We start from the raw sequence: 14,951 nt of genomic DNA, 5'->3' as shown, positions 1-14,951 counted from the left end.
CGATGATTTTTGTCTCTCAAATTTTCACTTTAAAACGGCATGCCTTTTGGCTATGCCGTTTTTTCTTTCCGCTTTCCTTTCAACTGTACAGCCAGGGCGACAATCAGTATCAGCGGAAATACAGTCGCAGCAAACAATCCCACTTTGAGATTCCCGCCAAACATATTAGAAATATTTCCTACCATTGCAGGACTGATCGTAGCGCCTAAATCTCCTGCCAGGGCTAAAAATGCAAACATTGCCGTGCCACCCCTTGGACACTTCTGTGACGAAATACTGATCGTTCCTGGCCACATAATTCCAACCGAAAGTCCGCAAAGGGCACAGCCTGCCAATCCGATCATTGGTGTCGAAGACAGAGATGCCATCAAATAGCATATTACGCATAACACACCACATGCCAACATTGTTTTAGTCAAGTCCAGCTTCTCGCTCATTTTTCCATATACTATTCGAGATATTCCCATAAATACCGCAAACAGGCAAGGCCCCGCCAAATCACCAACCGTTTTAGAAACACCCATCGCAGATTCTGTAAACGAAGATGCCCATTGAGCCATAGACGCTTCAGATGCACCGGAACATACCATAAGCAATATCATCAACCAGAACAACGGCAATCTAAGCAATTGGCTGATCCGCATACTCTTTCCATCTTCCACTAAACGTTCCATCGGACAAGAGATGAAATTGAATGCATTATATAACGGCACCACTGCCCAAATCATTGTAAGTATCTTCCAATTTTCTACACCAAATACTGTAAAAAAGAGGGTGGAACCTAAAATCACGCCTACAGCCCCCCAACAATAAAAGGAGTGTAGTAAACTCATCATCCCATCTTTATTTTCAAAAGGACAAGCTTCCACAATCGGACTTACTAATACTTCAATAAGACCACTGCCCATAGCATAAAGGATGACTGCAATCAAAATACCCGCAAAGGAAACAGGAAGCAATTCAGGCAGAATAGCCATTGAAACAAGCCCTGCTGCGGATAACACCTGAGACGAAACTACACAGGTACGGTATCCTATTTTGTCAACAAATTTTGTGGCAGCAAGATCAATCAGTAATTGTGTGAGATAGAATACCATCGGAATCAACGCAATCTTTTCAAATCCAATTCCATAAGTGTTCTTAAACGTCAAAAATAACAGAGGAGTGAAATTGGCAGATATCGCTTGGGTAACAAAACCGAGATAGCAAGCTATAAGTGTTTTTTTGTAGTTTTTTTGTTTTGTCATAACTGCTCCTTTAAAATGAATGTAATATTATAGTCGGATTGCATTATATCATCATATCCAATCAAAACAAAGGCACAAAAGAACCAAATACAAGCACTATTTACCCAAAGCACGATATTGTCCCGGCGTATACCCATAGGTTTTCCGAAACTGACGGCTAAAGTAGTGTACCGAATTAAAACCACAGGAATAACTGATTTCTTGAAGAGACCGCGTTGTATCTTTTATAAGTCTGTGTGCAACTTGAAGTCGGTGCTGAATCAACGCATCCACTGGAGAACATCCTACATATGCATTAAAGCAACGTCCCGCTTCGCTGCGGCTGATATTGGCAGATCGGGCAATCTCTTCCAGTGTGACGGCTTCTGCATAATGCTCCCGGATATACGAGAGCATCTTTTGGATGCGTATTTGAGTATTGATTTGGATGCGTGTATTTTCTGTTTTAGGTAATTCATCAAAATTTGAAAAGATGCATTGAAATATACTGCTAAGTTCGCGTTGCACAGCCATTTCATAACATTGCCCTTGTTCAGACATCAGACCGTAAACATTTTTAACCAACCGATTCACTTCATTGTGCCAACTATTTTTTTGATCAAACACAATAAAAGGCAAAGCATCACAGTTTGCGACAGGTTGAATATATTTTTGATAAATATCACTAGTTTCAGATGCAATTAAAGCACCCGAAAAGACAATATTCGGCATCGGATCAGGAATATCGCCAGATAACTGCTTGATTCCATGCAGGATATTTCCATTAACCAATATACTGTCACCTGCTTTCAGTATCACATGATGTTGCCCAACTTGAAAGTCCAGCACACCACTTACCGCAGTGGCAATTTCAAAATCAGGATGCCAATGTAAAGGTCCTGCCCAGTTGGGAAGCGCAGCAAGTTCATCACAAAAATATGTAATAGGAAATTTTTCAACATCATGGGGAACTTGTTCTCTCAGTTGATAATCAAGTATGATCGCCATAGTTTATCGCTCCAATTCTATTTATTTCCGATTGTACACAGATAGAGAGGACACACCCTCTTTCGTAATCCAGTATGTCCTCTCTATTATAAGAGAAACTCTTCTCCAAAAGTCAAGCAGTTTTCTTTCCTTATACATTGATTTCTCCAGCGCAAAGAAACAGGCACTTAAGATCATGGGAAGGAATCTTAAGTGCCCCAAATTTTTAATATTTTATTTTTACAGAAACGCTGTTCTCTTTTTGACCCACATCCGCGCTTACTCTATTCTTCCCAGTAAATTCTTCTCTGTCGCTCATCCAAGCCTTCCACAAATCTTCGATTAAAAATGAGAAATTCTTCGAGGTCCATCAAAATATGGTATAACTTTGCCCGACTCTCAAAATCATCCGTTGTCTTTGGCAATTCATAGTAATGAATTTCATCAAATAATTCATGTAATTTCTCAATCTGTGGAGTAGGATCATTTTTCTCTGTCACAAATGGTCGCAGATAGGAGATGTAATCCGCAACAATATCTGCTTCTTTCGGGATATAACGAATCTTTTTCATCTCATAATGCAGGTTATGCAACACATTACATTGCTTTGTGCGCATTTCAAAATAGTCAATGTAATATCCCGGATGAGACTGAAATGTATTGTTCTGGTATTCATATGCCGCTTCCACATGGTATTCCAATTTCTTCTCCAACGCGATAATATCATCCCACACATTCTTATCCATCGGAATGTTCCGCAGATATTTCTCCAGTTCTTCCATAATCTGCTGAAGCTTTCTCTCTACATACCGCATATCTTCCACAAGACTTCTCTGCTGCGCATTATTATAATGAAACAGATTCAACACCGCTGCAAATCCAATCCCGATCAGTACAAGAAGAAATTCATTGAGAATAAATTCCAGACTGAAATCGTGTGTCATCAAAAAATGAGTTCCCGTTACTGCATTGACCGAGATCGTCGCTTTCAACCCTGTCCATTCCGAGAACACAACTAGAAGAAATATAAACAATCCGTATGCCAGCCACTCACTGTCCATATGCTGGAAAAAGGTCCACGCAACAATCACCGACAACAAAAAAGTAATGACCCGATACATCGAAAGCTTCAGTGTATCCCATTTCGTCGGTACAATTGAAAGCAGTGTAATAATCCCTGCCGTCGTTGCATACTCCAGATTCAGTGCCATTGCAATAGAAATCGCCCCACAGCTTCCAACTGCAATCTTCGCTGCTTGAAAAATAATCTTTCCAATCTTAATCTTGTATTCTTTATCCACTCGTTCTCTCCATTTCTTTGTAATTTCTTTATATTATTTTAGCAGTAAGCATCAAAAATTACAAAGATTTTTTCTCTTTTCGTCTCCTTTTATAAGCACATTTGTAACCTATTTTCCGTTCTTTCTGAAATCACCTTGCTTTATCTTCTATCTGTCCGCTCGATCATATCTCCGTATACCGGTGTAGGCATCCCAAATCCTCCAGAGACATCCATGATCTGCCCTGTTGTATAGGCTGCATCATCACTCGCAAAATAGACAACCGCGGCTGCAATTTCTTCTGGTTCTCCCATCCTGCGGATCGGAGTATGTTTTAGGAAAAACTCACGGAAATCATCTGACAGATTATCTTTGACCGCATCTGTTGCCGTCATTCCCGGAAGCACTGCATTACAGCGGATGTTATCTCTTGCCGCCTGCACTGCGATCAACTTTGTCATATAATTAATTGCCGCTTTGCTCGTTCCATAAGCAATCTGCGAGATATCCGGACGAAGTCCTCCGATGGAAGAAATATTGATAATACTTCCACCGCCCTGCTTTGCCATATGTGGGATCACTGCCTGTACCGGAAGAAATACACTCGCCAGATTCATATCCAATGTTCCAATAAATTCCTCGTATTCTGTACTTTTAATATCCAAATCTTTCTTCGGATTGGATGTTCCGAAATTATTGACAAGAACATCGATCCTTCCTTCCTGGCGGATCACTTCCTCTACCATTGTGCGATAGCTGTCCTTGTCGGAAGCATCGTTAAATACCGTCTTCACTGTATAACCCTGCTCATTTAACTCCTTTGCACGCGCCTCTGCACGCTCCATATTTCTCGCTGCCATATAGACAACCGCTCCTTCTTTTGCACATCTGACTGCACAAGCCAGTCCAATTCCTCTTGTAGAAGCTGTGATCAGTACAACTTTTCCTTTTAAACGCATGTGAAAAATACCTCCTTTATCTTTTTTCTACCATAACGCATTTCCGTGAAAATAGCAATGCCGATGCACGGTATCCTCACTGTTTGATCAATCCTGCGTACACTGGATTTCCACATATCTCGCCCCGATCTTCTCCCCGAAAAATCTGTCATGCTCCACCAGAAGCATCGTCGGGCGATAGGTCTGTATCAGCTCTTCGATCTGTATTCTGGAAAACAGATCAATAAAATTCAACGGTTCATCCCAGATATAGAGATGTGCCTGCTCACAGAGACTTTTGGCAAGCAGTACTTTCTTTTTCTGCCCTCCACTGTAAAATTCGATTGGTTTTTCAAACTGTACCCGGGAAAAATCCAGTTTTCGCAGCAACGCTTTCAAAAGCGTTGGATCCACTCCTTCTTTTATTGCAAATTCATCAATCATCCCACAAAGCTGCTCTGCATCCTGAGAAACATAAGATATTTTCAAGCCGGAGGCAACCTCTAATTTGCCCCGATAAGAAATAGCTTCTCCCAGAATCCGCTTTAGCATACTTGATTTTCCACATCCATTTTTCCCTCTTAGAATGACCTGTTCCCCATTTTTCACTTCAAAATTCAGTGGACCTGTCACCTTCTTTTCTCCGTAAAATAGCTCCAGATTTTCTGCCCTGATTACCGTTTCTCTGTGATGTCTGAGTGGAAACAGTTTTAATTCTTCTGCTTTTTCCAGATTTTTCAACAGTTTTTTCTTCTCCTCCACTGCCTTCTGCGCCCGCTGTTCGATCACAAGCGCCCGCTTCATCATCCTCGCCGCCTGATGTCCGATATATCCACGGTCTACCGGACCATTCCCGACCTTACTTTTTTCGATCTGATCCGACCATCCTGCTGTTCTTCCCGCCGCCTTTGTAAGCTTTCCAATCTCTTTTTTCAAACGCTCCTGTTCATCAGCCTCATAAGCATCTTTTCGCTCTTTATTTTCCTGCCACACTGTGAAATTCCCCTGACAGATCTCAATTCCCTCTTTGTTAATTGCCAGTATGTGATCCACACATCCATCCAAAAAATATCTATCATGGGAAACTAAAAGAAATCCTTTCTTCTTTTTCAGATATGCCATTACAATCTCCCTTGTATCCAGATCCAGATGATTGGTCGGTTCATCTATTAACAGAAATGCATTCTCCTTTGCAAACAATACTGCCAGCAGTACCTTTGTCTGCTCTCCGTTGCTGAGCGTCTCAAACGGACGGTACAACACTTCTGCATCGGTATCCATCAAAGATAATTCTCTGCAGATTCTCCAAAGTTCATACAACGGATCCACTTCCTCCACAATATCAATCGTCATCTTCCCCTGATTTTCTACCGAAAATGGGAAATATTCAAAAGTCACTGCACTTGTGATTGTGCCTCGGTATTCATAAATCCCTTCCAATAATTTTAAAAGCGTGGTCTTTCCTCTTCCGTTTCTTCCGATCAGACCAAGTTTCCAGTCCGTATCGATCCGAAACGAAACATGCTCAAAAATATTATCATAGCTTCCTTCATAATAAAATGTTAAGTCATTCACACAAATCTGCGACATCTTTACCCCTCCATCTTTTTGCTGTGCATCTGATGGAAAATCTACTCCTAATAAATCCAACAAAGTTCGTTGCCTTCCTTACAATCTCTCTGTCACATTCCATAGTATTCCGAAGAAAGTTTCTGCGTAATAAAAAAAGACACAGAACGCTTCAAAAACTTTCTGCATCTTCAAACATCCCACTTCTGCTCATCTGCGGTTATGGACATACTACTTATGTTCTCTTGTTATTATATCTCTGCGCTACAGCTTGTGCCGTAACATAATAAGACTGCGAAAGATTTTCCTGCAAATGCACAAACATACAAAATACAATCTGCCCATCCAACGATTCTTGGCAGACTATTTTTCCTTCTTGTGCCTGTTTAGTTTTTACTATTTGCAAGAAATACTGCTCATCTTTCCAGCTCCTATCCTCTTCTTATTGATTCCGAAAAACTATTTCTTCTGAATCTATCCACACTTTATCACAATTTTTCAAAGGTTGTCAACACGAAAATGTTTGTATCCCCCTTCGCAATCAGTTATACTGAAAGCAACTAACAGACCGAATATAGAGGAGGACTTATGTTGAATATAAAAGAATTGAAAAAAACAGATTTACATTGTCACCTGGACGGATCCCTTTCCGCCACTACACTTTCCCATTTTTTGCATCGTACACCAGATTTTTCCGAACTTTCGGTAGATGATTCTTGCACTTCCCTCACGGAGTATTTAAAGAAATTCGATCTCCCGCTGCACTGTCTTCAGACAAAAGCGAACTTAGAACTGGCTGCATACACATTCTTAAAAGAACTTGCCGCAGACCAGATGAAATACATTGAAGTGCGGTTTGCCCCTACACTCTCCACGCAGGATGGTCTCTCCTGTGAAGACGTGATCGAGAGTGTCCTGCGGGGACTGGAAAAAGGAAAATCTGAGACAGGAATTGATTATAATGTAATCACCTGTGCAATGCGCCATTTTGCGCCAGAACAGAATATGCAGCTCCTCGACAGTATGGAAAAATATGTCGGACACGGTGTCTGCGCGCTTGACCTTGCCGGAGATGAGTCAAAGTTTCCAAATCCTCTTTTTCATGAACTCTTTGAGGAGGCAAGACACCGAAAGATTCCTTTTGTCATCCATTCTGGTGAGACTGGCAATGTGGAAAATGTCCGCACAGCCATGGAATACGGCGCAGCCCGCATCGGCCATGGTCTTGCACTGATTCAAGATCCGGACCTGATGCAGGAGATTGCCCGGAGAGGAATCGGAATCGAAATGTGCCCGACAAGCAATCTTCAGACACATGCTATCGACAGCTGGAACAATTACCCACTCGATACCTTCTTACATGCAGGCGTCAAAGTCAGTGTCAACACCGACAACCGCACCGTCAGCAACACAACGATGGCCCATGAATTAGAGCGCATTCAGAAATTATACGGAAGCGATGATATCATCCGCCAGGTTATAAAGAATGCAGAAGAGACTGCTTTCAAAAACCTCTAACAATTACACCAAAATACAAGGAGGAATTGACCCAAACGAGCCAATTCCTCCTTCCTCAAAATACTCTTCTTCACTTTCGCTCTCTATTTTTCTCTCTCAATCATCATACTTTCATACGGTCTGAGCACTTCACTTTTTCCACCATCTTTATAATTATGGATCAACACTTCTCCGTCTTTCCATTCTTCCGGAAGGGTACATATTATCTCTTGCTCCGTAAAGTTTGCCACGACAAGCAGTTCCCTGTCCGCAAGACTTCTGACATAAGCAAAGATATTCTCATCCTCTTCCAACAGCAGTATAAAGTCCCCCTCTGCAAATATCGGATTTTCCTTCCGCAGGCAGATCAGCTTCCGGTAATAGTGGAAAATAGAATCCGGATCCTTCCTCGCTGCTTCGGCATTAATCTCCCTGTAATTGGGATTGACCTGCATCCAAGGGGTTCCGGTTGTAAATCCGGCATGTGCTGTATCATCCCACTGCATCGGTGTTCTCGCGTTATCCCGGCCTTTTGCGTAGATGGATTCCATAATCTCTTTCTCTTCATATCCTTTTGCCAGGCGTTCCCGGTACATATTGCGGATTTCAATGTCCTGATACTGGTCGATGTGATCAAACCGTACATTCGTCATTCCAAGCTCTTCTCCCTGATAGATGTAAGGAGTTCCCTGCATGCCATGCAGGATCGTCGCAAGCATTTTCGCAGACTCTGTGCGGTATTCCTTGTCATTTCCCCAGCGGGAAACGATTCTTGGAAGGTCGTGATTATTCCAGAACAGACTGTTCCACCCACATCCATGTAGTTCAGTCTGCCATTTTGCGAGATTTTGTTTTAATTTTACAAATGGAAGCGGGCAGCTATCCCACTTTTCTTTTCCCGGCTCCTGATCTAACATCATATGCTCGAACTGGAATACCATGGAGAATTCACTTCCATCCGGATTGCTGTAAAGTTTTGCGCGGTCAATATCTGCACCCCACGCTTCTCCGACTGTGATCAGATCGCCCTTTTGGAATGTCTCCCTGCTCAGTTCCCGGATAAATTCATGCAATCTCGGACCATTATTTGTAATCTTCCGATCCGGTTCCTTTGCAATCTGATCAATCACATCCAGGCGGAAGCCTCCGGCTCCTTTGTCCATCCACCAAAGGATCATGTCATAGATTTCTCTTCGTACTTTTGGATTCTCCCAGTTGAGATCCGGCTGTTTTACGGAAAACTGGTGGAAATAATACTGTCCCAGTTCGGGTACCCACTCCCATGCCGGACCTCCGAAGACAGAGCCCATATCGTTTGGGAGTACACCCTCCTCCCCATCTCGCCATACATAATAGTCATGGTATGGATTGTCCTTGCTCTTTTTTGCCTCCTGAAACCATCTGTGTTCATCGGAAGAATGATTCAGCACAAGATCTATCATAATGCGGATATTTCGTTTTCTTGCCTCCCGAATCAACTTCTCCATATCATCCAGACTTCCAAACACCGGATCAATATCCTGATAATCGGAAATATCATACCCGTTATCATCCTGTGGGGATCTGCATACCGGTGATAACCAGACTGCATCAATTCCCAGCTCCTCCAAATAGTCAAGTCGCTTTATAATTCCCTGAAGATCCCCGATTCCGTCTCCGTTGCTGTCCTGAAAACTTCTCGGATAAATCTGATATACAACGGCATTCTGCCACCACTTCTTCTGCTCTCGCATTCCCACACACTCCTTTTTCTTCTTTTTCAGGTAAACTGTCTTTTATTTTCTGCATCTTACCATTTTCTTCTGCTGCTCTTTTATGCTATATCTTCTTTCAGAGAATTTCTGTTGTTCTCTTCCCTATACTATATACAACCCCTTCGGATCAGTGTTCCGTTCTTTCTCAATTTTCCATTATCATATGCCCTTGCAAACAAAACTTCTCCCTGCTGTTTTACATCTAGATCTTTTTCCGTTCCATTTAGAAGGATCTCCACCTGATTTCCCTCATCATCTAACTTAACATACTCGACAAGCCGTGCCTCCCGGTACGTATTAGGGAAATGAAAATACAGGCTCCGAAATGCTGACTCCTCTTTTCTAAGCGTGATCAAAGTTTGTATTTCCCTGATCTTCTCCTGATTTTCCTCCTGACTCAACTCGCTCCACGGCATACAGCGGCGACAGTCTGGATCGTATCCCCCTTCCATCGCAATCTCCGTTCCATAATAGATACACGGGCTGCCCGGCATTGTGAACAGCACCGCAAGCTGCTGATAAAATCTATCTAGATTTTGCAGCCGGTTCATTAGGCGTTCAGTATCGTGGGAATCCAACAGGTTGAATAAAACATTATTGTTCTGCTGCATGTACATCGTATAACAGCGATTAATCATATATTCAAAATCTTCTTTCGTGGCTGATGGATCTAGAAAGAAATCATGAATTCCACTCATCAGCGGATAATTCATCACCGAATCATACTCCTCCCCGTTCAACCACTGGCTTGCATCGTGCCAGATTTCTCCGAGCAGATACAGATCCGGTTTGATCGCTCTCACATGGCTGCGAACTCGCTTTAGGAACCGGTGAGACACTTCATTTCCCACATCGAACCGGATTCCGTCAATATCAAACTCTTTGATCCAGTTTTCGCATATCTTGCAGAAATACGCGATGACTTCCTCATTATTTGTATTAAGTTTTGGCATGTTGTCAACAAATGCAAACGAATAAAATCTTCCATCCCGGGTATCTGCCTCTTTTTTGAGTGAGGTCCAGTCATTGATCATGAACCACTCTGCATAATCCGACTCCTGACCGTTCTTTTGCACATCGAGCCACGGTGCAAACTTCCTCCCACTGTGATTAAATACGGCATCTACCATCACGCGAATTCCAAGTGCATGCGCTTCTTTTACAAGCGCAGCAAACTCTTCATTGGTTCCAAAATGCGAATCAATCTTTGTATAGTCTGTCGTGTCATACTTGTGATTAGACTCCGCTTCCATAATCGGATTCAAATAGATTCCATTGATACCCAATTCTTTCAAGTAGGACAGACGCATCCGGATCCCGGCAAGATTGCCGCCGAACCGCTCTGCATTTGTCACCTCTCCGCTTCTCCACGGGACAATGTCCTCTGTATTTTCTTCGGGGGTTCCGTTGCAGAACCGATCCGGGAAGATCTGATACCACACGGTCTCATTGACCCACCCCGGTGTCCGATTAATATCCGCCGGATTCATCCACGGTACAATGAAGCATTGAAGCATCCTTCCATCCATCTGCATCTGTTTCTCTGTCAGGAATCCATCTTCAAAGTAATACCAGATCTCCTCTTCTGTCTGTAGTTCAAAATAATATTTGCACCGTCTGTAAGCCGGAACAACGGTTGTCGTCCACCAGATCTGATGTTTCAGACGCTTCTTATAACAGATTTCCTCCCGCTTCCCGGTCCACGTTTCCTTTCCGCCTAGGATTCCTGACTCAAACGGATCCCCATAGTGGAGAAACACCCGTTTCACATCGTACCCAGTCTTTATATTAATGATTAGTTCCCTATCATTTTTCGGATAACTCATCTGCTCTGATGTCTTATGATAAACTCCGGTAAAATTCATCGCTCTTTCTGTCCTCTCTTCTGTCAACTCTCTTTGCAGCAAAACTGCTTTTCTGCCAAGATACATCCGGAATCCTGATCTATTCTTATCTGACAGTAAACTGTCTTCTATATTTTTTCAGTTCTCTCTCAATCTTCTCCAAATTTGGCATTCTCCACTCCCAGTTTGGGCTTCCGACTGTCCCCGGTGTATTCAGATGCGCCTCTTTTCCCATTCCGAGAATGTCTGCCAGCGGAAGAATCGCATACTCTGCCGGACTCTTTAGTGTATAAGTAAGCAGACGCTCTTTCACAGATCCCTGCCGGATTCTTTTTCTTGCAAGGAAACGGCGCACTTTCCGTTTCGCTGCCACAGACAATCCGCCATACCATTCCATCAGCGTATCATTGTCATGGGTTCCGGTGTAGATGATCATATTTTCCACATCGTCAAAACTGTCTTTTGCATATTTTCCTGAAGGATCGATGGAGAACATCAGGATCTTCATTCCTTTTAAGTGATAATGTTCCTTTAATTCCAACACCTCCGGCCGAAGATCTCCGAGATCTTCTGCCACCAGGTTCACTCCCGGGATCTGCTCCAGAAGGGTGTCGATCACCTCATATCCCGGTGCTAGGATCCACTCTCCCTCAACAGCTGTCGGACAAGATGCCGGAATTTTCCAAAATGTATCAAATGCCCGGAAATGATCGATACGGATAATGTCAAACAGGCTGCTGCTGTACCCGATCCGATCCACCCAGAACTGATAATTCTGTTCTTTCAGATACTCCCAGTCATAGATTGGATTCCCCCATCTCTGTCCGGTCGCGCTGAAATAATCCGGCGGCACGCCCGCCACAAAGATCGGCCTTCCGTCTGTGTCGAGAAGAAAATTGTCCTTTCCCGCCCACACATCTACAGAATCTACACCAACATAGAACGGTACATCTCCCATAATGCGAATCCCATTTGCGTTTGCTACGCTCTTTATTTCTATCCACTGACAGTAAAACAGATACTGTAAGAAAATCTGATAGTCTGCCTCTTCTCTGATTACTGTTGCAACCTCCGTTTTGTGTTCCGGCCAGTTTTTATGTTCCGACTTCCAGTCATTCCAGCAGGATCCACCGTTTTCTTTCTTAAATGCACGGAACAGTGCGTATTCCTGCACCCATTTTTGTGTGACAAACGTCTGATATTCCTCTGTCTGATCCAGTCCTTTTTCGATAAATGTCTGAAATGCCTCCCGCAGATACATTTCTTTCCACACCCGGACCTTTTCATACTGCACCCTCGTACTTCCTGCAAGCTCTGACATCGGAAGTTCCTTTAACAGCTGCTGTTCCCACAATTTTTCGAGACTGATATAGATCTCATCTCCAGCGCAGGAAGAGTATGGCTGATATGGAGAATTTCCGTAACCAACCGGATTGAGCGGAAGAATCTGCCATATTTTCACACCGGATGCACTCAGATATCCAATAAATTTTTCTGTTTCTTTTCCCAGTTCCCCTACTCCCGTGCGTGACGGGAGCGAAGATACGGGCATCAATATCCCTGTTTCTCTCATGTTCGTTTCCTCTTATGATAATTTCCAGATATCTCTGTTATACTCAGCAATCGTACGGTCTGCGGAGAAATACCCTGCCTTTGCGATGTTGACAAGCGCTTTCTTTGCCCACGCAGTCTGATCCTCATAATCTGCGAGCATTTCTTCCTTCTTCTGAATATATTCTCTGACATCCAGAAGCGCCATGAACCAGTCTTTGGACACGATTTCTTTGTAGAGTCTTCCAAGATTCACTGGATCTCCAATCTGGATCATCTCCTTGCTGATGATGAAGTCCACAAGTTCTTCTACTGTGGCATCACTTTCATAAATCTCTCTCGAGCAATAAGAAGCATCCTCATAAAGTTTGATAACTTCCTCCGACTTCTTTCCGAAAATGTAGATATTCTCATCGCCAACAAGCTCATGGATCTCCACATTTGCCCCGTCTTCTGTTCCAAGTGTGACTGCTCCGTTTAACATAAACTTCATATTTCCAGTTCCGGATGCTTCCTTGGATGCAAGGGAAATCTGCTCAGAAATATCACATGCCGGAATCAATTTTTCTGCCTTTGTCACGTTATAATTCTCTACCATGACAATCTTCATATATTTGCTCACGACCGGATCATTTTCAATCAGCTGCTGCAAACAGAGGATCAGATGGATAATATCTTTTGCGATTGTGTAAGCCGGCGCTGCCTTTGCTCCAAAGATCATTGTGATCGGACGTTTTGGAAGATTTCCTTTTTTGATCTCTTTGTATTTATAAATCGCATAGAGTGCATTCATCTGCTGTCTCTTATACTCATGCAGACGTTTGATCTGAATGTCAAATACAGAATTTGTGTCAATCTCCACATGCTGTGTCCGCTTCAGATAATCTGCCAGCGTTTGTTTGGAATGCATTTTAATCTCTCGTAATGTTTGAAGCACCTGCTCGTCATCCTTGTATGCAAGCAATTTCTCCAAATGCTTGGCATCTTCCATATATTCCGGTCCAATCAGTTCTTTCAGATAGGTAGCCAGTTCCGGATTACAGTGCACGAGCCATCTTCGGAAGGTAATCCCATTTGTCTTATTATTGAATTTTTCCGGATAAATATCATAGAACGGTTTCAGTTCAGACTCTTCCAAAATCTGTGTATGAAGCGCTGCAACCCCATTGACTGCATATCCAAAATGAATATCGATGTGTGCCATATGTACACGGTCCATCTCATCTATGATATACACACGCTCGTCATGATAATCTCTTCTGACACGCGCATCTAGTTCCCGGATGATCGGCATCAGATGCGGCACTACTTTTTCAAGATAAGCGACCGGCCATTTTTCCAAAGCCTCTGCAAGGATCGTATGGTTTGTGTATGCACATGTCTTTCTCACAACATCGATGGCGGTATCCATATTAAATCCTCTCTGCATCAGAAGACGAATCAGTTCTGGGATCACCATTGTCGGATGGGTATCGTTGATCTGCACTGCCACATGCTCATGCAGTCTGTAAAGGTCATATCCATGTTCCTCTGCCTCTTTTAAGATCAGCTGCGCGGCATTGCTCACCATAAAATACTGCTGATAGATGCGGAGTAACTGTCCTGCCTCATCGCTGTCATCCGGATAGAGGAACAGCGTCAGGTTTCTCTGGATATCTGTCTTATCAAAATCGATTCCGTCCCGGATAATGGATTCATCTACCGTATCTACATCGAATAAGTGGAGACGATTGCATCCATTTCTATATCCCGGCACGTCGATATCGTACATCGTGGAAGTCAGCGTAAAGTCTTTAAACGGCACGTCAAACTGCACGTCTGTCTTTGTGAGCCAGCTAAGATCTGTGATCCATGGGTTTTTCTCTTCCTTCTGCTTATGATCTGCAAACGTCTGACGGAACAGCCCGTCGTGGTAGTTCAGACCAACACCGTCTCCGTTTAATCCGAGTGTGGCAATCGAATCTAAAAAACATGCTGCAAGACGTCCCAATCCCCCATTTCCGAGAGAAGGCTCCTGCTCGATCTCCTCGATCTCCGTGATCTGATGTCCATGCTTTTCTAACACTACTTTTGTCTCCTCAAACAATCCGAGGTTGATCAGGTTATTTGACAGCAATTTCCCAATCAAAAATTCTGCTGAAATATAATAAAGCTTCTTCTTTCCTTCATTTCGCTTTGCACCTTTCATCTTCTCCTTCGTGAGGCTCAAAAGTGCTGTATAGATTTCTTCCTTTGATGCTTCCTTGATTGTTTTCTGATAGTTTTCCTGTAAAATCTGTTCTAATAATCTTTCCATCTGAACTCT

General features: G+C 43.0%; 10 protein-coding genes. 1 reads left to right on the top strand and 9 read right to left on the bottom strand.

Going from position 1 to position 14,951, the window contains the following annotated elements:
* Positions 1 to 50: 50 nt before the first annotated feature.
* The 5 genes from EDD74_RS08480 to abc-f form a co-directional block, all read right to left on the bottom strand.
* Positions 51 to 1,247, bottom strand: coding sequence for an MFS transporter (locus tag EDD74_RS08480; RefSeq protein ID WP_116441618.1), 1,197 nt, complete (start codon positions 1,245 to 1,247; stop codon positions 51 to 53).
* Between the two features lie 96 nt (positions 1,248 to 1,343).
* Entirely contained in the window at positions 1,344 to 2,234 is an 891-nt protein-coding gene (locus tag EDD74_RS08475) for an AraC family transcriptional regulator (protein ID WP_116441617.1), read from the bottom strand.
* Between the two features lie 263 nt (positions 2,235 to 2,497).
* Positions 2,498 to 3,514 carry an aromatic acid exporter family protein gene (locus EDD74_RS08470; RefSeq protein ID WP_008976657.1) on the bottom strand — a complete coding sequence of 339 codons (1,017 nt, stop codon included), beginning with the start codon at positions 3,512 to 3,514 and terminating at the stop codon, positions 2,498 to 2,500.
* 140 nt (positions 3,515 to 3,654) lie between these two features.
* Positions 3,655 to 4,452 (bottom strand): 7alpha-hydroxysteroid dehydrogenase, encoded by a 798-nt coding sequence (hdhA, locus tag EDD74_RS08465; RefSeq protein WP_008976658.1) that lies wholly within the window; start codon positions 4,450 to 4,452, stop codon positions 3,655 to 3,657.
* 87 nt (positions 4,453 to 4,539) lie between these two features.
* Positions 4,540 to 6,021 carry a ribosomal protection-like ABC-F family protein gene (abc-f, locus tag EDD74_RS08460; RefSeq protein ID WP_116442477.1) on the bottom strand — a complete coding sequence of 494 codons (1,482 nt, stop codon included), beginning with the start codon at positions 6,019 to 6,021 and terminating at the stop codon, positions 4,540 to 4,542.
* Positions 6,022 to 6,588: 567 nt separating this feature from the next.
* Between abc-f and add the strand changes: the two genes are divergently transcribed.
* A complete protein-coding gene (gene add, locus EDD74_RS08455) occupies positions 6,589 to 7,518 on the top strand; it encodes an adenosine deaminase (protein ID WP_009263073.1) in 930 nt (309 codons plus the stop codon).
* A gap of 83 nt (positions 7,519 to 7,601) precedes the next feature.
* Here the strand turns inward: add and EDD74_RS08450 are convergent, their stop codons facing one another.
* The 4 genes from EDD74_RS08450 to EDD74_RS08435 form a co-directional block, all read right to left on the bottom strand.
* Positions 7,602 to 9,230, bottom strand: coding sequence for a glycoside hydrolase family 13 protein (locus tag EDD74_RS08450; RefSeq protein WP_116441616.1), 1,629 nt, complete (start codon positions 9,228 to 9,230; stop codon positions 7,602 to 7,604).
* Positions 9,231 to 9,358: 128 nt separating this feature from the next.
* Positions 9,359 to 11,116, bottom strand: a complete 1,758-nt coding sequence (locus EDD74_RS08445) for a glycoside hydrolase family 13 protein (protein ID WP_116442476.1) — start codon at positions 11,114 to 11,116, stop codon at positions 9,359 to 9,361.
* Between the two features lie 85 nt (positions 11,117 to 11,201).
* Positions 11,202 to 12,668, bottom strand: coding sequence for a 4-alpha-glucanotransferase (gene malQ, locus EDD74_RS08440; protein WP_008976664.1), 1,467 nt, complete (start codon positions 12,666 to 12,668; stop codon positions 11,202 to 11,204).
* A gap of 12 nt (positions 12,669 to 12,680) precedes the next feature.
* On the bottom strand, positions 12,681 to 14,942 hold the full coding sequence (locus EDD74_RS08435) for a glycogen/starch/alpha-glucan phosphorylase (RefSeq protein WP_116441615.1): 2,262 nt from the start codon (positions 14,940 to 14,942) through the stop codon (positions 12,681 to 12,683).
* Positions 14,943 to 14,951 lie beyond the last annotated feature (9 nt).

Source organism: Faecalimonas umbilicata, from assembly GCF_004346095.1.
Classification (GTDB): domain Bacteria; phylum Bacillota; class Clostridia; order Lachnospirales; family Lachnospiraceae; genus Faecalimonas; species Faecalimonas umbilicata.
The sequence above is the reverse complement of the archived record's forward strand: the minus strand, read 5'-3'. Positions and strand labels throughout refer to the sequence as shown.